Origin of the sequence: Actinophytocola sp. (genome assembly GCF_036002505.1) — a bacterium.
Classification (GTDB): domain Bacteria; phylum Actinomycetota; class Actinomycetes; order Mycobacteriales; family Pseudonocardiaceae; genus DASYTH01.
Genome location: NZ_DASYTH010000109.1, coordinates 1 through 20,894, shown reverse-complemented (window position 1 = coordinate 20,894; position 20,894 = coordinate 1). Strand labels below are relative to the sequence as shown.

20 protein-coding genes and 1 pseudogene are annotated in these 20,894 nt (G+C 70.7%); 8 read left to right on the top strand and 13 right to left on the bottom strand.

The features are described from left to right. The first annotated feature begins 40 nt into the window (after positions 1 to 40). The gene (locus VGR06_RS08720) at positions 41 to 1,228 is read left to right on the top strand and encodes a cytochrome P450 (protein ID WP_327558468.1); all 1,188 of its coding nucleotides are present in this window, start codon (positions 41 to 43) and stop codon (positions 1,226 to 1,228) included. Positions 1,229 to 1,230: 2 nt separating this feature from the next. Beyond that, positions 1,231 to 1,575: an antibiotic biosynthesis monooxygenase family protein gene (locus VGR06_RS08715; RefSeq protein WP_327558467.1), complete on the top strand. Its 345-nt coding sequence runs from the start codon at positions 1,231 to 1,233 to the stop codon at positions 1,573 to 1,575. Here VGR06_RS08715 and VGR06_RS08710 read toward each other — a convergent pair. The 4 genes from VGR06_RS08710 to purS all read right to left on the bottom strand — a co-directional run bounded on the left by VGR06_RS08710 (position 1,572) and on the right by purS (position 5,554). Beyond that, positions 1,572 to 2,222 carry an HAD-IB family phosphatase gene (locus VGR06_RS08710; RefSeq protein WP_327558466.1) on the bottom strand — a complete coding sequence of 217 codons (651 nt, stop codon included), beginning with the start codon at positions 2,220 to 2,222 and terminating at the stop codon, positions 1,572 to 1,574. The genes VGR06_RS08715 and VGR06_RS08710 overlap by 4 nt on opposite strands. Next, on the bottom strand, positions 2,219 to 4,498 hold the full coding sequence (gene purL / locus VGR06_RS08705) for a phosphoribosylformylglycinamidine synthase subunit PurL (protein ID WP_327558474.1): 2,280 nt from the start codon (positions 4,496 to 4,498) through the stop codon (positions 2,219 to 2,221). Before purL ends, VGR06_RS08710 begins: the two co-directional genes overlap by 4 nt. Before the next feature lie 151 nt (positions 4,499 to 4,649). Then, the gene (purQ, locus tag VGR06_RS08700; protein ID WP_327558465.1) at positions 4,650 to 5,321 is read right to left on the bottom strand and encodes a phosphoribosylformylglycinamidine synthase subunit PurQ; all 672 of its coding nucleotides are present in this window, start codon (positions 5,319 to 5,321) and stop codon (positions 4,650 to 4,652) included. Then, on the bottom strand, positions 5,318 to 5,554 hold the full coding sequence (purS, locus tag VGR06_RS08695) for a phosphoribosylformylglycinamidine synthase subunit PurS (RefSeq protein WP_327558464.1): 237 nt from the start codon (positions 5,552 to 5,554) through the stop codon (positions 5,318 to 5,320). Before purS ends, purQ begins: the two co-directional genes overlap by 4 nt. A gap of 81 nt (positions 5,555 to 5,635) precedes the next feature. Between purS and VGR06_RS08690 the strand changes: the two genes are divergently transcribed. Next, a complete protein-coding gene (locus VGR06_RS08690; protein WP_327558463.1) occupies positions 5,636 to 6,634 on the top strand; it encodes an NAD-dependent epimerase/dehydratase family protein in 999 nt (332 codons plus the stop codon). Positions 6,635 to 6,638: 4 nt separating this feature from the next. Here the strand turns inward: VGR06_RS08690 and VGR06_RS08685 are convergent, their stop codons facing one another. The 4 genes from VGR06_RS08685 to VGR06_RS08670 form a co-directional block, all read right to left on the bottom strand. Continuing rightward, positions 6,639 to 8,036, bottom strand: coding sequence for an alpha/beta fold hydrolase (locus VGR06_RS08685; protein WP_327558462.1), 1,398 nt, complete (start codon positions 8,034 to 8,036; stop codon positions 6,639 to 6,641). Next, positions 8,029 to 8,841: a hypothetical protein gene (locus VGR06_RS08680; RefSeq protein WP_327558461.1), complete on the bottom strand. Its 813-nt coding sequence runs from the start codon at positions 8,839 to 8,841 to the stop codon at positions 8,029 to 8,031. The genes VGR06_RS08685 and VGR06_RS08680 overlap by 8 nt, the downstream gene beginning before the upstream one ends. Next, positions 8,838 to 9,359 (bottom strand): hypothetical protein, encoded by a 522-nt coding sequence (locus VGR06_RS08675; protein ID WP_327558460.1) that lies wholly within the window; start codon positions 9,357 to 9,359, stop codon positions 8,838 to 8,840. Before VGR06_RS08675 ends, VGR06_RS08680 begins: the two co-directional genes overlap by 4 nt. A gap of 253 nt (positions 9,360 to 9,612) precedes the next feature. After that, positions 9,613 to 10,278, bottom strand: a complete 666-nt coding sequence (locus VGR06_RS08670) for a hypothetical protein (protein WP_327558459.1) — start codon at positions 10,276 to 10,278, stop codon at positions 9,613 to 9,615. A 234-nt stretch (positions 10,279 to 10,512) separates the two neighbouring features. Between VGR06_RS08670 and VGR06_RS08665 the strand changes: the two genes are divergently transcribed. After that, positions 10,513 to 12,087, top strand: coding sequence for a GMC family oxidoreductase (locus VGR06_RS08665; RefSeq protein WP_327558458.1), 1,575 nt, complete (start codon positions 10,513 to 10,515; stop codon positions 12,085 to 12,087). 373 nt (positions 12,088 to 12,460) lie between these two features. Then, positions 12,461 to 15,046, top strand: coding sequence for a helix-turn-helix transcriptional regulator (locus tag VGR06_RS08660; RefSeq protein WP_327558457.1), 2,586 nt, complete (start codon positions 12,461 to 12,463; stop codon positions 15,044 to 15,046). Between the two features lie 150 nt (positions 15,047 to 15,196). Here the strand turns inward: VGR06_RS08660 and VGR06_RS08655 are convergent, their stop codons facing one another. Both VGR06_RS08655 and VGR06_RS08650 read right to left on the bottom strand, forming a co-directional pair. Then, positions 15,197 to 15,679: a GyrI-like domain-containing protein gene (locus VGR06_RS08655; RefSeq protein ID WP_327558456.1), complete on the bottom strand. Its 483-nt coding sequence runs from the start codon at positions 15,677 to 15,679 to the stop codon at positions 15,197 to 15,199. Positions 15,680 to 15,806: 127 nt separating this feature from the next. After that, the gene (locus VGR06_RS08650; protein WP_327558455.1) at positions 15,807 to 17,318 is read right to left on the bottom strand and encodes an aldehyde dehydrogenase family protein; all 1,512 of its coding nucleotides are present in this window, start codon (positions 17,316 to 17,318) and stop codon (positions 15,807 to 15,809) included. 49 nt (positions 17,319 to 17,367) lie between these two features. On the opposite strand from VGR06_RS08650, the gene VGR06_RS08645 reads away from it, so the two are divergent. Further along, a complete protein-coding gene (locus tag VGR06_RS08645; protein ID WP_327558454.1) occupies positions 17,368 to 18,021 on the top strand; it encodes an MBL fold metallo-hydrolase in 654 nt (217 codons plus the stop codon). On the opposite strand, the gene VGR06_RS08640 is transcribed toward VGR06_RS08645, so the two are convergent. After that, the gene (locus VGR06_RS08640; protein ID WP_327558453.1) at positions 17,993 to 18,691 is read right to left on the bottom strand and encodes a DUF2334 domain-containing protein; all 699 of its coding nucleotides are present in this window, start codon (positions 18,689 to 18,691) and stop codon (positions 17,993 to 17,995) included. The two genes, VGR06_RS08645 and VGR06_RS08640, sit on opposite strands and share 29 nt — an antisense overlap. Before the next feature lie 139 nt (positions 18,692 to 18,830). Between VGR06_RS08640 and VGR06_RS08635 the strand changes: the two genes are divergently transcribed. Then, on the top strand, positions 18,831 to 19,334 hold the full coding sequence (locus VGR06_RS08635) for an EF-hand domain-containing protein (protein ID WP_327558452.1): 504 nt from the start codon (positions 18,831 to 18,833) through the stop codon (positions 19,332 to 19,334). Here VGR06_RS08635 and VGR06_RS08630 read toward each other — a convergent pair. Both VGR06_RS08630 and VGR06_RS08625 read right to left on the bottom strand, forming a co-directional pair. Further along, the gene (locus VGR06_RS08630; protein ID WP_327558451.1) at positions 19,306 to 19,533 is read right to left on the bottom strand and encodes a DUF397 domain-containing protein; all 228 of its coding nucleotides are present in this window, start codon (positions 19,531 to 19,533) and stop codon (positions 19,306 to 19,308) included. The two genes, VGR06_RS08635 and VGR06_RS08630, sit on opposite strands and share 29 nt — an antisense overlap. A gap of 18 nt (positions 19,534 to 19,551) precedes the next feature. Then, positions 19,552 to 20,403 (bottom strand): helix-turn-helix transcriptional regulator, encoded by an 852-nt coding sequence (locus VGR06_RS08625; protein ID WP_327558450.1) that lies wholly within the window; start codon positions 20,401 to 20,403, stop codon positions 19,552 to 19,554. A gap of 236 nt (positions 20,404 to 20,639) precedes the next feature. On the opposite strand from VGR06_RS08625, the pseudogene VGR06_RS08620 reads away from it, so the two are divergent. Next, positions 20,640 to 20,894, top strand: a pseudogene (locus VGR06_RS08620) (hypothetical protein); the annotation flags it as partial.

Sequence of the window (20,894 nt, the reverse complement as noted above, 5' to 3'; positions counted from 1 at the left end):
CCCCTATTACCCGGCGGTAATAGGGGATACGCTACCCGCCGTGGACGCACCTCCCTTGTTCGGCCCGGCGTTCGACGCCGATCCCTACCCGGCCCTGGCCTGGCTGCGCGAGCACTCCCCGGTGCATCGCCTGGAGCTGCCCGGAGACACCTGGACCTGGTTCGTCACGCGCTACGCCGACGCGGTCGAGGCGCTGGCCGACCCGCGACTGGCGAAGTCGCCGGACCTGGCCAGCGAGGAGTGGCGGCGTGCCGGGCTGGGCCTGCCGTTCGACCACCGGGAAGGCCTGGTCCAACACATGATCAACGTCGACGCGCCGGACCATGGGCGGCTGCGCCGGGTGGTCTCCGGAGCGTTCACCCCGCGCCGCATGGCCCGGCTGCGCGACCGCACCCAGCAGGTCACCGACGAGCTGCTGGACAAGATCGGCGAGCAGGGCGGCGCCGACCTGATCGCCGACCTTGCGTACCCCCTGCCGATCACGGTCATCGGCGACATCCTGGGCGTGCCCGAGGAGCGCATCCCCGAGTTCCACCGGCACGCCTCCGTGATCGACTCGGCCAGCTACCACGATCTCGACGAGGTGCGCGCGGCGACCGACGGGCTGGAGGCGTTCGTCGCGTCGCTGGTGGAGCTGAAGCGGGCCGGGACGGGGGAGGACCTGCTCAGCGCGCTGGTCGCCGCCGCCGAGCTGACCGACGACGAGCTCACCTCGACGGCGTTCCTGCTGCTCGTCGCCGGGCACGAGACGACCGTGGCGTTCATCGGCAACGCGCTGCTGATCCTGCTGGGCCGGCCGGACCGGGCCGCGGCGGCCCGCGAGGATCCCGCCGAGCTGGAGCGGATCCTGGAGGAGGCGCTGCGGTTCGACGGGCCGGTGCGCAACGCCACCTGGCGGTTCCCGGTCGAGCCGGTGGTCATCGCCGGGCAGCGGATCGAGCCGGGTGAGCCGATCCTGATCTCGCTGCTGTCCGCCAACCGGGACCCGGGGATGTTCCCCGACCCGGACGCGTTCGACCCGGCCCGGGACAATCGCGGGCACCTGGCGTTCGGCCGCGGCCCGCACTTCTGCGTCGGCGCGGCACTGGCCCGGCTGGAGGGCGCGATTGCCGTGGGGACAACGCTTCGCCGGTTCCCGAACCTCACTCTGGCCGAGCCGGCCGAGCAGCTCACCTGGTGGCCGAGCCCGATCATGCGCGGGCTCTTCCGGCTCCCCGTAAGGTTCTGAGCGTGACCGTCTTCGTGCGCGCGCGGGTCGAGGTCCGCGCCGGTCGGCAGGCCGAATTCGAGGAGATCGCACGCGCGTTGCTGCAGCGGGCGAAGGACGAGCTGGGCACTCTCACCTACCGCTTCTTCCCGGCCGGGGACGGCGCCTACCTGGTGATCGAGGAGTACGCCGACGCGCAGGCGCTGGGGGCCCACCAGGAGGGCGCGGGAGACCTGCTGGCCCGCGTCGAGGAATGCGCGGAGAATTTCTCGGTGGAGCTCTACGGTCCCATCGGGTCCGAGCTGAGCGCCTGGGTGGAATCGAACCCGCAGGCGACCGCCTACCCGGACGCGGACTTCTCCGGCTAGCCGGTCGCTGAGAGGATCGCCGGAATCTCGTCCAATCGGGATATGACCCGCCACGCGTTATACCTAGGGGGCAAATCCCCCGCAAGGAGGATGCCGCGCCCAGTTGCGATAAATAGTTCTGTGTCGTTCTCGCCGTCGCCGACGACGGTGACCATGCGGATGTCGAGATTTCGAGCCGCGCACAAGTCTTCGAGCTGACGCAGCTTCGCAGCTCCCTGGTTCGCCTCGTAGTGGAGCGCGGTGAGAGCACCGCCGGCGTCGAACGTGAGGTGTGCGTTGGCATACCAGGTGTCCACGCCGAGGCGGCGTGCGACACCGGCGACGGCAACGTCCATCGACCCGGAGATGAGCACGGCTTGGAAGCCGTTGTGGCCCAACCAGGTCACCAGTTCGGCGGCGCCCTCGCGGAACGGCATCCGGGCGAAGATCGCGTCCATGGCTGTCCGCGTCGCGTTCCCGGTGGCCCGCCACAGCTCGGCGACCTGTGCCGCGGCGCGCTCGACGGTGAGCTCGCCCGCGTTGACGCGCCGGTAGATCGCCAGATGATCCTCGAGCGAGGCGCCCAGCCCGAGGGTCAGCTCGGACCACGAGTTGCCCTCGGTCAGCGTCTCATCGACATCGAGGACGACGACCCGTATGGCGCTCACCCGAACAGGGCCGGCAGCGTCCCCTCCCAGGCCGCGCGCAGCTCGTCCAGCGGCAGGGTGCACACGTCCTCGATGTCCAGCGTGCCCCAGATCGCCTCGACCACCCCGAGTTTGCGGTGCGGCAGGCCGCGCGCGGTGCACAGCTCGGCGAACCGCAGCTCCGCGGCCGGCGGCACCGCGACCAGCGCGCGGCCGGCGGACTCGCTGAACAGCTGGACGAAGGGGTCGCCGTCGAGGGCCACCCGGCAGCCCGTGTTGCCGATCAGGCAGGCCTCCACCAGAGCCTGCGCCAGCCCGCCCTCGGACAGGTCGTGCGCGGCGGAGAGCAGCCCGTCGTGCGACCCGGCGGCCAGCACCTCGGCCAGCAGCTTCTCCCGGACCAGGTCCACCCGCGGCGGCGGGCCACCGAGGTGGTCGTGCACCACGTGCGCCCACTCCGAGCCGCCGAGCTCGTCGCGGGTCTCGCCGAGCAGGTAGAGCACGTGCCCGGCGGCCTCGCCGAATCCGGTGGGAATCCGCCGGGAGACGTCGTCGATCACGCCGAGCACGCCGACGACCGGGGTGGGCAGGATCGCCGCCGGCCCGGTCTGGTTGTAGAAGCTGACGGTCCCGCCGGTCACCGGGATGCCCAGGGCCGCGCATCCGTCCGCGAGCCCGCGCACCGCCTGCTGGAACTGCCACATCACGCCGGGGTCCTCGGGTGAGCCGAAGTTCAGGCAGTTCGTCACGGCCACCGGGCGGGCGCCGGCCGCGGCCACGTTCCGGTACGCCTCGGCCAGCGCCAGCTGGGTGCCGGCGTACGGGTCGAGCCGCACGTAGCGGCCGTTGCAGTCGCAGGACAGCGCCACCCCGCGGCCGGTGCCCTCGTCGACGCGAATCATGCCGGCGTCCGACGGCTGGGCGAGCACGGTGCCGCCGCGCACGTACCGGTCGTACTGCTCGGTGACCCAGTTCCGCGAGCACAGGTTCGGCGAGGCGGCCATGCGCAGGATGGTGAACCGCAGCTCGTCCGAAGTGGACGGCCGGAGCAGTACGTCGGGTCCGTTGTCCCGCAACGTGTCCTGGTCGGCCGGCCGCTCGATCGGCCGCTCGTACACCGGGCCCTCGTGGGCCACGGTGCGCGGCGGCACGTCCACCACGGTCTCACCGTGCCAGGTGATCACCAGCCGGTCGCCGGCGGTGACCTCGCCGATCTCCGTGGCGATCACGTCCCACTTCGCGCACACCGCCAGGAACGCGTCCACATCGGACGGTTCGACGACGGCGCACATCCGCTCCTGGGACTCGCTGGCCAGGATCTCCGCCGGGGTCATCCCCTTGGCGCGCAACGGAACCCGGTCCAGCCAGACGTGCATGCCGCCGTCCCCGGCGCTAGCCAGCTCGCTGGTCGCGCAGGACAGCCCGGCGCCGCCGAGATCCTGGATGCCGACCACGAGCCCCTTCGCGAACAGCTCCAGGCAGCACTCGATCAGCACCTTCTCGGTGAACGGGTCGCCGACCTGGACGCTGGGCAGCTTCTTGCGCCCGGTGCCGGGCTCGTCGCCCGCGAAGGTCTCCGAGGCCAGCACGGACACGCCGCCGATGCCGTCCAGCCCGGTGCGCGCGCCGAACAGGATCACCTTGTTGCCGGTGCCGGTGGCGTGCGCCAGGTGCAGGTCCTCCACCCGCATGGCGCCCACGCAGAGCGCGTTCACCAGCGGATTCCCCTGGTACGACGGGTCGAACACCACCTCGCCGCCGATGTTCGGCAGGCCCAGGCAGTTGCCGTAGCCACCGATGCCGGCGACCACGCCCGGCAGCACCCGCTTCGTGTCCGGCGCCTCGGCGCGGCCGAACCGCAGCGGGTCCATGACGGCCAGCGGGCGCGCGCCCATGGCCAGAATGTCCCGCACGATCCCGCCGATCCCGGTGGCCGCGCCCTGATAGGGCTCCACATAGGACGGATGGTTGTGCGACTCGATCTTGAAGGTGACCGCCCAGCCGTCGCCGATGTCCACCACGCCGGCGTTCTCCCCGATGCCGGCGAGCATGGCGGCGCGCATCTCCTCGGTGGTGGTCTCGCCGAAGTAGCGCAGGTGCACCTTGGAGGACTTGTAGGAGCAGTGCTCGCTCCACATCACCGAGTACATGGCCAGCTCGGCGTCGGTCGGGCGGCGGCCGAGGATCTCCTTGATCCGCGCGTACTCGTCGTCCTTGAGCCCCAGTTCGCGATACGGCTGCGGCACGTCCGGGTTGGCCCTGGCGTGCTCGACGGTGTCGACGTCAACGGTGGTCACGGGCACGGCGCGCAGCCTATCCGGAGCTGTGTTCATTGGTTCGCTCCGGCTCGGCCGCAGCTGGTGTCGGCTTCCTCCGTGCGCTGCTCGGTGCTCGTTCCTCGCACCTGCGCTGCTCCTCCGTCCAGCCGACACCGCGGCCTCGCCTCCGCTACCTCACGGCGAGGGCGTCGAGCACCGAGGTGAACAGGCCCAACCCGGCCGCGGACGGTCCGGTCAGCTCGTCCACGGCGTGCTCCGGGTGCGGCATCAGCCCGACCACCCGTCCGTTCTTCGAGCAGATCCCGGCGATGTCCCGCACCGAGCCGTTCGGGTTGCCCGCGGCGTACCGGAACACCACCCGCCCGTCCCACTCCAGCTCGTCCACAGTGGACTTGTCGGCCACGTACCGGCCGTCCATGTTCTTGACCGGCACGACGAACTCGTTGCCGAACTCGTACCGCCCGGTCCACGCCGTGGTCGCGTTCTCCACCCGGATCCGCTGGTCCCGGCAGACGAAGTGCAGCCCGGCGTTGCGCACCAGGGCGCCCGGCAGCAGGCCCGCCTCGCAGAGGATCTGGAACCCGTTGCAGATGCCCAGCACCGGCATGCCGTTCTTCGCGGCGTCGATGACCAGGCCCATCACCGGTGCGAACCGGGCGATCGCGCCGGCCCGCAGGTAGTCGCCGTAGGAGAAGCCGCCGGGCACGACCACCGCGTCCACGCTCTTGAGGTCGGCGTCGCCGTGCCAGAGCGCGACCGCCTCCGCACCGGCGTAGCGCACCGCCCGGGCCGCGTCCTGGTCGTCCAGCGTGCCCGGGAACGTGATCACGCCGATCTTCACGGGACCCGCCGGACCGTGAAGTCCTCGATCACCGGGTTCGACAGGAACCCCTCGGCGATCTTGGCGAGCGTGTCGTCGTCGACGCTGTCGTCGACCTCCAGCTCGAAGTGCTTGCCCTGGCGGACATCCGAGACGCCCTCGAAGCCGAGCCGGGGCAGCGCGCGCGCGACGGCCTGGCCCTGCGGGTCGAGGATCTCGGGCTTGGGCATCACGTCTACGACTACTCGTGGCACGGCCGAGAGCGTACCTGAGCTGGGTGTTCGCGCGTCGCTGAACACGTGGCGCGTCGGGTTGCGGTGGTCCAGGGTGAAGGCATGCGAATCCTTGTGCTCGGCGGCACCGTGTTCGTCAGTTACACCGTCGCGGCCGAGGCGCTGCGCCGCGGCCACGAGGTGGTGTGCGCCGCCCGCGGCACCTCCGGCAACGTCCCGGACGGCGCCAAGCTCGTCGTCGTCGACCGGGACGACCCCGGCGGCCTGGCCCCGCTCGCCGGCGAGCGCTTCGACGCGGTCGTCGACGTCGCCAAGATCTCCCACCCGTGGGTCGTCCGCGCGCTCGACGCCCTGGCCGGCACCGCCGCGCACTGGACGTTCGTGTCCAGCGTCAGCGCCTACGCCGACGAGACCACGATCGGCCAGGACGCCACCGCGCCCCTGCTGGAGCCGCTGGAGTCCGAGCTCGGCCCGGACGAGGAGCTCACCGACCCGCACATCTACGGCAGCATCAAGGTCGCCAGCGAGAACGCCGTCCGCGACCGGCTGGCCGACCGCGCCTTCGTCGTCCGCCCGGGCCTGATCACCGGCACCGGCGACCCCACCGACCGCTTCGGCTACTGGCCCGCCCGCATGCACCGCGGCGGCCGCGTGCTGGTCCCGGACACCGACCTGTCCAGCCAGATCATCGACGTCCGCGACCTCGCCACCTGGATCGTCGACGCCGCCGAGAACCGCCTCACCGGCAACTACGACGCCATCTCCGTCCCCGCCCCGCTCCCCGAGATGCTCGCCGAGATCGCCGCCGCCGTCGGCGCCGACGACGACGTGGAGCTCGTCCGGGCCGCCCCCGAAGCCCTCGAAGCCGCCAAGGTCAACTACTGGAGCGGCCCGCGCTCTCTCCCCCTCTGGCTTCCCCCGTCCTGGGCCGGCCTCGACTCCCACGACCCCACCGCCTCCCTGAACGCCGGCCTGCGGATCCGCCCGCTCGCCGACGCCGCCCGGGCCGCCCTCGACCACGAACGCACCCTCGGCCTCGACCGCGAACGCAAGTCCGGCCTCAGCCCGGCCGAGGAAGCCGAGATCCTGGCCGGGCTCTGAGGCGTCATGGAACCTGGCGTTCGACCTTGTACTGCAGCGTCTCCACCTTGCTGCCGCCGGTGAACGCGCCGAGGCTCTCGCGGAAGTGCCGCACCGAGGCGTCCTGGCTGGCGTCCAGCCGGTGGGCCGCGTCGGTGTAGTTGCCCTTGACCCCGTGGTTGCCGACGATCGTGCCGGTCTGGCTGTCGAACTGGACGGTGGTGCGGTTGTGGCTGTTCGGATTGTCCGCGGCGTCGAGGTGCGGCACGATGTCGCCGCTGTTCTCCAGGGACAGCACCTGCACCTTGTCCGGGATGGGCATCCGGCCGATCGGGGAGCCGGCTGTGATCACGTGCGTGACGTTGAACTCGCCGCTTCTGGTGTAGTGCTGGGCCGCCTGCGCGGCGATCATGCCGCCCTGGCTGTGGCCGACCAGCAGCACCGGGGCGTCCCTCGGGACCCCGGCGTTCCTCAGGGCCTGCGTGATGCCTTTCTCCAGCACGGTTTCGTGGCCGGCCAGCGAGTCGACGTTGACGCCCATGTCGTTGGCGTTGGTCGGTCCCTGCAGCGGGCCCTCCGGCCGGGTGCCCGGGATGTCCACGATGTAGGCGACCCTGCCGTCCGGGCCGGTGATCTTGCGAATGTCGAGGTTGTAGCGCTGGTCGGAGGCCAGGCCCTGGTTGGAGGCGGTGTCGTTGCGGTGGTCCAGGCCGTCGACGATGTCCCCGACCCCCAGCGGTGGCGTGCCGGCCCGGGGGTCGGTGGGGGCCTTGTGGTTCTCGGGCAACGGTTTCGGCTCGCTGTCGGGAAAGAGTTCGGCGATGGCGCCGGTCAGCGAGGTCAGGCTGACCGGCCGGCCGACGACCTGGCTGATCAGGCTCACCCCGCCCGGGATCCCGCCGATGATCTGATCCGCCAGGCCGGGGTGCTCGACGAGGAACCGTTCCGCGGCACCGGTTTTCACCGCGACCGCGCCGCCGATCAACCCGAACGGCGATGTGGCGAGCCCGGCCGCGACCGCCGCGGCCGCCGGGGTGAGCGCGGCGCCCTCGATCCAGCGGACGGCGTCGAGTGCCTGGGCGCCGAGTTGGTCGGCCTCGGCATAGGCCGCGGCGGTGGCGCGCAGGGCCGGGCCGCGCAGGGCGATGCCGCCAGAAGTCGCGGTGAGACCGTCGGCGCCGTCCAGCGCACCGAGCAGGGCCGTTTCGAACCGGGTCACCCCGACCGGGTTGAGCACCGCCGAGGCGAGCACGTTCGGGTCGGCCAGGAACCGGTGTGTGGACACCGCGATGCCGACGATGTTCTCGGCGACGTCCTCGGTCGCGCGGCCGAGCAGGGCGAGATCGTCGAGGTGCGCCTCGAAGCCGCCGGCGCCGCCGCTGACCCTGATGTTGGTCACCTGAGGTCTGGTGGTCTCAGCCAACGGATGTCACCTCCAGCGCGGCGGCGATGTACGGAGCCGCCCAGACACCGAGATCGGTGCGGGCGACCGGCTCCAGGTACATCATCGCCCGGCCCTCGTGTCGCGCCAGGGGACGCAGGCCCGACCAGCCGGCGTCGGTGTGCAGCCAGAGCACCGTCCCCGTGTCGCCGGTCCGGGCGGTGACCAGGCTGACCAGCGTGCCGTCGGTGCGGCTGGCGACCCGGGTGGCCAGCCCGGCCTCGGGCGCCGGCAGGGCGAGCCGGCGCAGCACCGCCGCGGGGGCGTCGGGATCGGCTCCCCGCAAGAGCTCCGCCGCTCCCAACTCGTGCAGTGCCGACAAGGGCACCTCGCCCCGCGGCGGTTCGGGCGGGTCGCCGGCGTCGAGCCGCGACATGATCGACATACTGGCCGGCGCGTCCTCGTCGGGGGGAACCGCGCGGGCCAACTCGCGGCCGAGATCGACGGCTTCGAACAGGGACAGCTCGACCGCGCCGTCCTCGAGGGCGAACAGCGACGCGCCGAGCGGCCCGGCTAGTGCGTGCAGGCCATGCAGTGTGGATCCGCCGATCGTCACGGTGGTGTCCACCATGACCGTGGGGGCGCCGAGGATCCGCAGGTTGAGGGCCACCGAGGGGTGAACGGTGGCCAGGTCGTCCGGCAGCACGCCCCGCTCGGCGAGGTCGCCCGGGTCGGCCGCGGTCCGCTCGTCCGCCTCCCAACCGGGCGGCATGCTCAGCCCGAGCCGTTCGACCAGGTAGGCGTACTCGCCGGCGGAGAGCCGCAGCCGGTGCGGCGCCGCGGTCACCGCAGCACCCCTTGGCGACGCATGAACTCGCCGACGTCCAACCAGGCCTTGTCGCCGGCCCGCGGCAGGTAACCCGGCTGGTACGGCCAGTTCCGCCACGGCGGCGTAGGCGGCTCGGGCCGGTCCCCGTTGACGCCGAGGACCTCGCCGACCTTCTCGAACACGCCCTCGACCACCTCCTGGAACCGCTCCACTGCGCGGTTGAACCGGTCGATGGCCTGGTTGAACCAGCCGACCACGGCCTCCTCGGTGCGCTTGATCAACGCGAGCAACTCGCGGAGGGCCTGCGCGTGCTGGCGCAGCAGCGCGGCGGCTCCGTCCATCCGTTCGGCCGCCTGCTCCAGCTTGGACCGGTCGGCGGCGATGGTCTCCCGGCAGCGGTCCGCCGACGTCGACCGCCACCGCGTCGTGGCCGCCTTGGACTCCATCTCACCGGCGTGGCACCGCACCTGGTCGGCACGCCGCTCGATCTGCGTGGCGATCCGGTCCAGTTCGTCGGGATCTCCGTACAGCGACATGAGGCACACCCCGTGGCCATTGAGCGAGCTTGCGAGCGAATCGACGGCAACTACCGACAGTTCGGGACGGCCGCACCGTCGGATGGGTTGGCGACATTCAGGCACGGAGGTGGCGGCCTGTCTTGACAAGCCGAACTACTCACGCACTTGTCGACCATCGGGCACCGGGGCACGACCAGGGGTCGGGTGCCAAGGAGGTCACGACGGTGGCGTGACCCCTCACCGGGAGGAGTCACGCCACCGTCCAGGCGGATCAGATCGGTTCCGCCGGGGAGAAGCGCCATCCCTGGCTGGTGGTCGGCACGTTGGCCACGACGTTGTCGTGTGACCCGTGGTACCAGCACTCGTGGTCGCTACGCTGCCAGAAGGCCACGTTGTAGGTGACGTTGAAGGCGTCCACACCGAAATCAGCGTTCACCCGGCTGTGCGGGGGGACGACCTGGCTGCCCGTGATGCTGATCGACGTGGTGATCGAGTCGGTGGTGGACGTGCTGACGGTCCGGTTGAACGACGTGTTGATGAACGATCCCGTGATCCCAGTGGTCTGCGACTCAGAGATCGTGAACGTCCTGGACTGGGTCGCGCTGTCGGTCAGTGAGAAGGTCGCCATGACGGGTTGGTCCGTGCGGTTGTCGACGAACGTCCGGGCGGCCGGGTTGAAGGTGGGTGTTCTCTGGAGGACCCAGAAGGTGAGCGAGACACGGTCGTGGGTGTGGTTGTCAGGGAACCGGAATGTCGCAAGTTGTTGCCGCTGCTCTGGTAGCCCTGTGATCGGATTTATGACGGTGACGGTGGTGATATACGGGTTGTTGAATGAGAGCGTGTCGGTGGAACCCGGATAGTTCAGGCAGGTATTGAGGTCCGCACTCGCCGTGCCCGAGGGCACCACCAGGAACAATCCTCCGGCCAGCGCGGACACGAGCCCAAGCGCGAGCCGGCGCCATCGAGGCCGGGCGTTGCCGCGCGGTTCAACAGTTATTGACATGAGATCTCCTCCGCGATCCGTTGTGAAGTCAGGCATCGCAGGGGTCGACGCTAGGGAGAAATGCCGGGGGCGTCTTGAGTAGCCGGATTACCTAGGCCGAACGGATCATCACTTGTGGTCGCCGGGGCGCCGGGGCACGATCAGGGGTCGGGTGCCAAGGAGGTCACGATGGCGGACTCGTACGACTACGTGGTGGTGGGTGCCGGCAGCGCGGGGTGCGTGCTGGCGAACCGGCTCAGTGAGGACGCCGCGCGGACGGTGCTGCTGCTGGAGGCCGGCGGCGAGGACGACGCCGACGAGATCCACATCCCGGCCGCGTTCCCGACGCTGTTCAAGACCAGGTGGGACTGGAACTACGAGACCGTCGAGCAGAAGCACCTCGGTGGCCGCCCGGCGTACTGGCCGCGGATGAAGGCGCTCGGCGGCTGCTCGTCGATGAACGCCATGATCTACATCCGGGGCAACCGCGCCGACTACGACGGCTGGCGGGACGCCGGCGCCACCGGCTGGGGCTACGACGACGTGCTGCCGTACTTCGTCAGGGCGGAGCGCAACCACCGGCTGAACGCGCCGTTCCACGGCACCGACGGGCCGCTGCACGTGGAGGACCGCCGCTACACCCACCCGCTCTCACAGGCCTGGGTGGACGCCGCCGCGGCCTGGGGATTGAAGCCGACCGACGACTTCAACGGCGCCACCCAGGAGGGCGCCGGGCTCTACCAGGTCACCTGCCACAAGGGCCACCGCTGGTCGACCGCGGACGCCTACCTCCGCCCCGCCCTGGACCGGCCCAACCTGACGGTGCACACCCACGCCCTGGCCACGAGGATCGTCCTGGACGGCACCCGCGCCACCGGTGTCACCTACCTACGCCACGGAGAAGAGGTCACCGCGCACGCGAACGCCGAGGTGATCCTCTCCGGTGGCGCCGTCAACTCACCCCAGCTGCTCATGCTCTCCGGTATCGGTCCGGCCGAGCACCTCCGTGAGGTCGGCGTCGACGTGGCGGTGAACCTCCCCGGCGTCGGCGAGAACCTGCACGACCACCCGGTCGCCGGCGTGCTGTGGACCACCCGCGACACCACCGACCTCGTCGACCTCGCCACGATGCGTCGCCTCCTTCGCTGGCAGGTCACCGGCCGCGGTCCGTTCGCCTCCAACATCGGCGAGGCCGGCGCGTTCTTCCCGACCCGCGACGACCTCCCGGCGCCGGACATGCAGATCCACGTCGCGCCCAGCCTGTTCTACGACAACGGGATGCACGAGCCGACCGATCGCGGCTTCACCGCCGGCGCCACGCTGGTCAATGTGGCCTCGCGCGGCCGGCTGCGCCTCCGCTCGGACGATCCGCGCTGGCGTCCGGAAATCGACCCGCGGTACTACGAGGACCCACGCGATTTCGACGCCATGCTCGCCGGCGTCCGCGCGCTCATCGAGATCGGCACGAAGCAGCCGATCGCCCGCTATCTCGACAAGCCGTTCAAACCGGCCAAGCTCGCCAACCTCACCGACGACGAGCTGGCCGACCACATCCGTGAGGTGACCCAGACCCTCTATCACCCGGTCGGCACCTGCGCAATGGGCACGGGTGACCATTCCGTCGTCGACCCGGCGCTGAAAGTCAACGGCGTGGATGGTCTCCGCGTCGTCGACGCGTCGGTGATGCCCGCCGTTCCCCGTGGCAACACCAACGCGCCCACGATTATGATCGCCGAGAAGGCTGCCGACCTGATCAGGGCGTGAAATCGCTCCGGGTCAGCGGGTCATCGCCAAACCGGCGATCGTCCCGACCGCGAGGGCGAAAAGCACCAACTTGAAAACGAATTGTCCGGTGATGAAAACTCGCACAATGCACTCCTTTGCTCCCGATGCGGTAATGCTGCCGGGTCCGGTCACGGAATTTCCAGGGTCGAATGGAATCCGCGAGTAGGGCCGACCGGCTCCTCCTGCCGACCAGAATTGGCCAGCTATTGGCCAATTCTCGCGCGCCACCCATCCCTCATCTGGGGGACGACGAATCACCCGTGCTGGGTACGGAAGACCGTACGACGGTGTGACGACGGTACGGGGGTGGCTCTCGTAGCGTCGAAAGGGGCGTTCCGGGGAGGGGTCATCGGTGGTGGCGTGGCGACCGGTGTTGGGGGAGGAGTGGGAGCTGGTTGGCCGCGGGCGGGTGCTGCGCCTGATCGAGACGGCCGCGGCCAGCGGGGACGGGATCGCGCTGTGCGGGCCACCCGGTGTGGGTAAGACGCGGCTGGCGCGGGAGGCGCTGGCGCACCTGACGAACGCCGGGTGGCCGGCGGAGTGGGTGGCGGCGACGCGCGCGGCGCGGGCGATTCCGTTCGGCGCGGTGTCGCATCTGCTGCCGGAGCGCGGGGGCGACCGGGCGGCGCTGCTGCGCGGCGTGGCCGAGCGCTTCGCCGGGACGCGGCCGGTCGTCGCGGTGGACGACGCGCATCTGCTGGACGACGCGAGCGCCGCTGCCGTGCACCACCTCGCCCTGCGGTCGCAGGCCTTTCTGCTCGTCACGATCCGGTACGGGGAGCGCTGCCCGGACGCGGTGACGGCGCTGTGGAAGGAGGGGCTGGCCCGGCGCGTCGAGCTGGACGCGCTGCCCGGCGACGCCATCGACGAGCTGCTCGATCAGACCTTCCCGGGTGGGCTGGACGCGCTGACCCGCCGCCGGCTCGCCGTGGTCAGCGCCGGGAACCCGTTGCTGCTCAGGGAAATGCTCTGGGCCGGGCTGGACACCGGAGCGTTGCGGCACCGGCACGGGATGTGGCGCTGGACGGGTGAGCTCACCCCGACGACCCGCCTCGTCGAGGTCGTCGCGGCCCGGCTGGACGGCGTGTCGGCCGCCGAGCAGCGCGTGCTGGAGCTGGTGGCGTGTGGCGAGCCGCTGCCGGCCGCCATCCTCGAGCGACTGTTCCCTGTGGACGCCATCGCGCAGGCCGAGCAACGCGGCCTCGTGGTGATCGAACGGTCCGGCCTGCGCACCCTCGCCCGGCTGTCGCACCCGCTGTACGGCGAGGTGATCCGTTCGACGATGGCCCGCTCCCGGGCACGGACCACCGCGGCGGAACTCGCGGACGCGTTCAGCCACACTCCGATGCGCCGCCGCGACGACGCCCTGCGGGTCGGCCTGTGGCGCCTGCGGGCGGGCCGGCACGGCGACCCGAAAACGCTTCTGACCGCGGCGAAACAGGCGCTGCGGCGGTTCGACGTGACCCTCGCCGCGCGCCTGGCCAGGGCCGCCAGCGACTCCGGCGGCGGCTGGGCGGCCGAGCGCACGCTCGCCCAGGTCCTCAGCAACGCCGGCTGGTACGAGGAGTCCGTGCGGGTGCTCCCCGGCGCCCCGGACCCCGGCGACGCCGCGGCCCGCACCCGCTGGGCGATCGTCCGCGCCGACGTCCTGTACTGGGGGCACGGCCGGGTCGCGGAGGCCGAACGCGCCCTCGACGAGGCCGGCACCGCGACCGCCCGGGCCTATCGCAGCCTGATCCTCATGTTCGACAGCCGCTGCGCGGAGTCGCTGGCCCTCGCTCAGGACGTGCTCGGCCGCGGCGACGCCGAGCCGCAGGCCCTGGTGTGGGCGGCGGTCGGCGCCTGCGCCTCGGCCGGCATCCTCGGCGACCACGCCCGGGCCAGGGCGAGCTACGAACGGGGCCTGGCCGTCGCCGCGGATCACCCCGACGACCTGCCCTGGGGCCGCGTCCAGGTGTGCTGCGGTTACTGCATGGCCCTGCTCGCCACCGGCCGCGTCGACGAGGCGTTCGCGGTCTCCGAGCGCGAGTACCGGGCCGCCCGCACCGTCGAACCGCTCGGCACCTGGGCGGGTTTCCACGGCGTGGTGGCCAAGACTCGCGGTGACCTCGACCGGGCCGCGCGGACGTTGCGCGAGTCGCTGACGCTGCTCGCCCGCTACGACACGTTCCGCCTGGCCGCGCCGTGCCTGGCCGCCTTCGCCGGAGTGCGCGCGCTGGGTGGCGACGGCGTCCGGGCCGCCCGGCTGATGGACCGCGCGGACCGCCCGCAACGCCGGACCAGCCGGCTTTTCCTGCCCTGGATGGAGCTTGACCGCGCCTGGACGCAGGCCGCGTCCGGCGACACGACCACGGCCGCCGCCACCGCCCGCCGGGCCGCGGCGCTCGCCCGCCATGCCGGCCAACCCACGATCGAGGCCTGGGCGCTCTACGACGCCGCCCGCCTCGGCGACGCACCGGCCGTGCACATTCGCCTCGCCGAACTGGCCGCCGTCATCCCGGGCCCGGCCATGACCGCGTTCGCCACGGCCGCCGCCGGCCTCGCCGCCGCCGACCCCGACCGGCTCGAGCAGGCCACCGAGGCGTTGCACCGGCTGGGCCTACGCCTGCACGCCGCCGAGACCGCGACCGCCGCCGGCACACTGCACGTCCGCGCCGGCCGCCGCACCCGCGCCACCGTGCTCATGGAGCGGGCCACCGAGCTCCGCCAGGCCTGCCCCGGCGCCCGCACCCCGCTGCTCAACAACGGCGACCTCCCCACCACCCTCACCCGCCGCGAGCGCGAGATCGTCAAGCTCGCCGCGGAAGGCCTGTCCAGCAAGCAGATCGCCGAAAAACTCGCCCTCTCCGCGCGCACCGTCGACAACCACCTGGGCCGCGCCTACGCCAAACTCGGCATCCGCGGCCGCACCGACCTGTCCCCGCGTGTTGGCCCCTAGCGTCGCCATGTTTGCCTCTGGCGTCGCTGTGTTGGCGCCTGGCGTTGCCATGTTGGCCCTAGGCCATCGTGCACAGCCAACACAACGACGTGACACGCCAACACACCGACGCAGCAGGCAAACACAGCCACGTGACAGGCCAACACACGGTCAGTGCTCAGCCAGGCGGAACTGCAGTTCGGTCTCCCACTTGGTTGAGTCGGGCTGCTCGGCGGGGTTGGTGTGGTACAGCTCCAGCCTGGCGCCCCACCGGTCTCCGTCCCGGTCCCACTCCAGACCCTTGGCGTGCGCCCACTTCAGCAACGCGTCGGTGGCGCCGTACAACCCTTCGTAATGCCCCACGTGCACGACGCTGACATACCGCCCGCCCGGCAGCACCCCCGCGACGAGCTCACCCTCCACCGGCACCGCGGCCGCCACCGGCCAGCCGACCTCGACCTCCAGCTCGCGCTCCATGTCGATCACGTTGTACCGGAAGAACGGCGCCCCCTCCGGCTCGACCCCGCGCGCCACCAGCCACCCGAGCACCTCGGGCAGCCGGTCCGCCATCGTGCCGAGGGTCTCCATCGTCACCGTCCCGGGCAGCCCCACGTACGCCCGGTCCGGCAGCTCCACGATCTTCGGTTCGTTCATGCCCTCACCTCGCAAGCTCGGTGATGGCCAACCCTGCCGCCTCGTCCCTCGGCGGCAGGGCAGTGTTGATTCGCTCCGCAAGCTCCGCTCATGGCACCAACGTGTACGGCCTACCCCTGGGTCAGGGTCAAACCCGCTTGCCGTGCAGGATCGTGATCAGCTTGGCCACCTGGGCGTCGGTCTTCGCGGTGCGGCTGAACGAGGTCAGCGCCATCAGCGGCTTGAACCGCTGCCGGGCGATCGCCTTCGGCCGGGTGAACTCCTTCAACCCCTCTGGCCCGTGGATGCGGCCGAAGCCGGACTCGCCGACGCCGCCGAACGGCAGGCTGGGGATGGCCGCGAAGCTGATCACGGCGTTCACCGCGGTCATGCCGGAGCGCAGCCGCCGGGCCAGCTCCATGCCGCGGCGGCGCGAGTAGACGGCGGCCGCGAGCCCGTACTTGGTGTCGTTGGCCTTGGCGACGGCCTCGTCCATGTCGCGGACCTTGGCGATGGTCAGCGTCGGGCCGAACGTCTCCTCGCGGACGGCTTCGGAGTCCTCCGGCACGTCGACCAGCACCGTGGGCTGGACGTACCGGTCGCCGACCGCGTCCGCACCGCCCACCACCGCCCGGCCGCCGCGGGCCAGGGCGTCGGCGATGTGCCGGCGGATGACCTTGAGCTGTCCCGGCATGGTGATCGGGCCGATCTTGGCCTCGGGGTCCGATCCGGCCCGCACCGACTTGGCGACGTCGACCACCTTGGCCAGGAACGAGTCGTAGACGGACTCGTGCACGTACACCCGCTCGACGCCGACACAGGTCTGCCCGGCGTTGGACATCCCGCCCCACACCGCGGCGTCGGCGGCCGCGTCCAGGTCGGCGTCGGAGTCGACGAGCAGCGCGTCCTTGCCGCCGGCCTCGATCAGCACCGGCGTCAGCGTCTCCGCGCACGCCGCCATGATCTTGCGGCCGGTGCCGGGGGAGCCGGTGAACGCGAGCTTGTCCACCCCGGACCGGCACAGCGCCGCGCCGGTCTCGCCGAACCCGGTGATCAGCTGGAAGACCGGGTGCTCCGGCACGATCTCGGCGAAGCTGTCGGCCAGCCACTTCCCGACGCCCGGCGTGTACTCGCTGGGCTTGAACACCACGGCGTTGCCCGCCGCCAGCGCATAGATGATCGACCCCATCGGGGTGAAGACCGGGTAGTTCCACGGCCCGATCACGCCGATCACGCCCAGCGGCTGGTACTCGACGGTGGCCGCCTGGTTGGCCATCAGCAGGCCGGACGAACGCTTCTGCCGGCCGAGCACCTTGCGCGCGTTCTTCGCCGCCCACGCGGTGTGGTCGATCGCCAGCACGATCTCGATCATGGCGTCGCTGTGGGGTTTGCCGGTCTCGGCGTGCACGACCTCGGCGAGCTGCGCGGACCGGCGGGTGATCATGCCCTTCCACCGGGTGAGCCGCTCCGCGCGCCCGGCGAACCCGAGCCCCTGCCACCACGCGGCGGCCTCCCGGGCCCGCGCGACGGCCGCGTCGACCTCCCCGGCGGTGGTGATCGGGTAGGTGCCGACGACCTCGTCGGTGGCCGGGTCGAGCGAGTCGAACGTGCTGGCGGCGGCCTCGCCGGCGCCCGTGGGCTTGGTCTGCACGCTGGTCATGCGCGCCACGTTACTCCCGAGTAGCCCGGCACGCGATAGCCTGGCCGCCGTGACGAACCGAGCCCAGATTGTCCACTATGGACACGCATGTGTGCTGCTCGACACCGGCTCGACGCGGCTGCTGTTCGACCCCGGCTGCTTCTCCGACTTCGACGAGGTACGCGACCTCGACGCCATCCTGATCACCCACCAGCACGCCGACCACGCCGACCCTGAGCGGCTCGCGGCCCTGGTCAAGAACAATCCGCGAGCCGTCCTCCACGCCGACCCGGGGACCGCCGAGGACGTGATCGCCGGGCTCGCGCTGGCCGTGACGACCGTCCGGCCCGGCGACGCGTTCGAGGTCGGCGGCACCGCGGTCAACATCGTCGGCGGCGAGCACGCGCGGATTCACCGGGACTACCCGGTGCCGCCCAACGTCGGCTACGTCATCGACCACGGCGCGTTCTACCACCCGGGCGACTCGCTGTTCGTGCCCGAGCAGAAGATCGACGTACTGGGCATCCCGTTCGCCGCGCCCTGGGTGAAGACCGGCGAGCTTCTCGACTTCCTCCGGGCCGTCGCGCCGCGGCTGGCGGTGGCGATCCACGACACCATGCTGTCCGATAACGGGCGGCAGAACGTGAAGGCCTGGCTGACCGAGGACGATTCGAAGGCCGCCGAGGTGCGGCTGCTTACGCGGCTCGAGCCAGCGGAGCTTTGAGCAGGTCTGGGTAGGTGACCGCGACGGCGCCGTGGTGCAGGGCGATGTCCACGGCGTCGAGCACGGCCTGGCGCGGCCCGGACCGGGCGAGGTCGGCCGCGTCGACGGCGATCCGGACCAAGCCGCCCCGGCGGGCTGTCCGGGCAGCGCCAAGCACCATTGCGTAGCACCACCACGGCTCGGTCCGGTCACCATGCCCGAGACCCAGCACACGTCCTTTGTGGACGAGCCCGACGCGCAGGTCCCGTACCCCGGTCAAGTCAGCACACAAGGCGAAATCCTTGCGCCGCAACGCGGTCAGCGACCCGTGCGAGACGAGCCAGCGCGGCGGCGCGAAACTGCCGGTTTCCAGGCCCACCCGGGCGAACGCCAGCATCGCGGCGGTGAGCCGAAGCCCGGCCTCGTGCGCGGGGAGCGCGGCGAACTCGGCCCGGCGGGTCAGCGCGAGGGCCCGGCTGCGCGGGTCGGCGTTGTGGTCGAACCCATGCATGAGCAGGGCGTCGCCGGCCGCCTGCCGCGCCCGTACCCACTCGGCGGCGTCCGAGACGCGCGGCGCGAAGAGCATGGAGAGGGGGACGTTGCGGCGGACCAGCTCGGCGCTCAGGTCGGCGCAGCGGTCCAGCGTCCGGGTGCCGATCCCGGACAGGGACACCACCAGACGTGCGGCCATGCGGATATTGGGCCAAACGGCGATGAAGGTCCGCTCAAGCCCAGATGACCTGCCGGGATCGATCCAGCGAACTCACGGTGGCGGTGAACAGCCGTACTTGTCCGGAATCGTGGCCCAACCGTCATGCCACGATGAGTGCATGACGGACACCTCACAGTTGCCGCTCATCCAGGAGTTCCGCCGAATGGATGCCGATGGCGACGGGGTGGTCGACCGAACGGACTATCTGCGTGCTCCCCGCGAGATCCTGACCAAACTGGGTGTGCCCGAGGATTCGCCGAAAGGACAAGCCTTTCTGGACGCCAGCCATGTCCAGTGGGAGGCGCTGCTCGCGCTCGCGGATACGAACCGTGACAACGTTCTTTCCCTGGATGAGTACCTGAACCGGCGGGTGTCCGCCGATTTCCGGTCGCCCGGCCGGCCCGGCAAGGGCGACGTCAGCCGGGCGCTGTTCAACCTCCTCGACACCGACGGCGACGGCACCATCAGCGTGTCCGAGTTCGTGCAGGCGGCCGGGTTCCTGTGCATGCCGGACCAGGACGCCCTGGACTACTTCGAGCAGCAGGACTCCGACGACGACGGCCGCCTCGACCTCGACGAGTTCTTCGGCGCGATCAAACTGTTCTACAGCACACCCTCGTAACGGAACTGGCCCACTGAGCCGCCGGAAAGACCAGAACGGCCGCGCCCGGGTTCTTCGAATCCCGCACGCCCACGCGGTCCGGAGTGGGAAATACCTCGACGCAGTTCGTGTTGGCGCCGCTGAACGTGCTCTTGCGCCACGCGACCTCAACGCAGTTGGTGTTGCTGTCGCTGAAGCTGCTCTTGCGCCACCTGGTCATGGCCGCCCCTTTCGCGGGTCACGCCATGCTGCTCGCAATCTTGCTGATCAGGTCCGCCGACCGGTCCGTCGGAAGCGCGACCGCAAGCAAGCCCTCGAACGCAAGCTTATAGGCCGCGACGTCGGATGCATCGTCCAAATAGAGGCTCGCCACCTTGTTTTCCAGGTGGATCAGGCTGGGCAGCTCCGCGTAATCCATGATCACGAATGGGCCGTTCATCCCAGGATGCCCACCGACTTCCGCTGGAACGATCCGAACGTTGATCCGTGATCGGTAGGACGCTTCCAGCAGGCAACCGAGCTGATCACGCATGACGTCGACTCCGCCCACGCGTTGATGAAGGGCCGCCTCGTGCAAGACGATGTCGAGTTGTGGCGCTTGCGAGATGCGGAGCAGTGCCTGCCGTGCGATCCGTGCATTGACCCTGTCCTCCACCTCCTGTTCGGTCAGGCTCAGATCAGCAGCCATGATGACTGCCTTGGCGTAGGGAAAGGTTTGCAGCAGACCGGGAATGAGCAGCGCCTCGTAGTTGTGGATCACGGTGGCGTCCTGCTCGAACCCGATCCAGGTCTCGAGATCCTGGTGGATCTTGAGATCACCCCGGTCCAGCATTTCCGGGCTCGTCCCGCGGGCGTGCAGGTTCATCAACGCGTTGCGCAGCGGGCGCTCGACCTCGTAGATCGTCAGCAGCGCCGACAGGTCATCGCGGTTGATGCCGCGCTTTCCGGACTCGGCCCGCGAGATGAGGCTCGACGAGACCCCGAGCTTCTGCGCGACCTCGATGCCGCTCAGCCCCGACTTGGCCCGCAATCGGCGCAGCACCAGGCACAGCCGGCGATTCCGTACTCCAATGGTTGTCCGGTCCTTCATGCGCGTCACCCTGTCCTACCAGCCAAAACAACGCCATTAGCCATTCGTGTCCGCGTTGACCACATGGCATGCACAGGATGCGCCCACGTGCCGATTTCGATCTGATCTCGGCACCGGCGCGCGGAGTGCCCTCTGGAAATTCACCCGGATGGCGTCAGTTCGCACGGGGGTGTTCGAAACGCCCCCGGCCGTTGTTTACTCCACCTACCGGGTTTCCCTGCACCTCGGAGGACATCGTGCTGATCCGACGCGCCGCCATCGCGGCTGTCCTGGCCACCGGACTGGTCATCGCCGGCTCGCCGGCCGCCCTTGCCAAACCCCTCGACGTGGCCGCCCCGCTCGCCGGGCTCCGCGCCTACTTCGTGATCACCGCACCGAACGACACCGCCGGCGCCAAGTCCGCGGTGGCAACCAACGGCGGCACGGTGTTCGCCTCCTACGACGCCATCGGCGTGATCGTCGCGCACTCCACCTCCACCACGTTCGCCGCC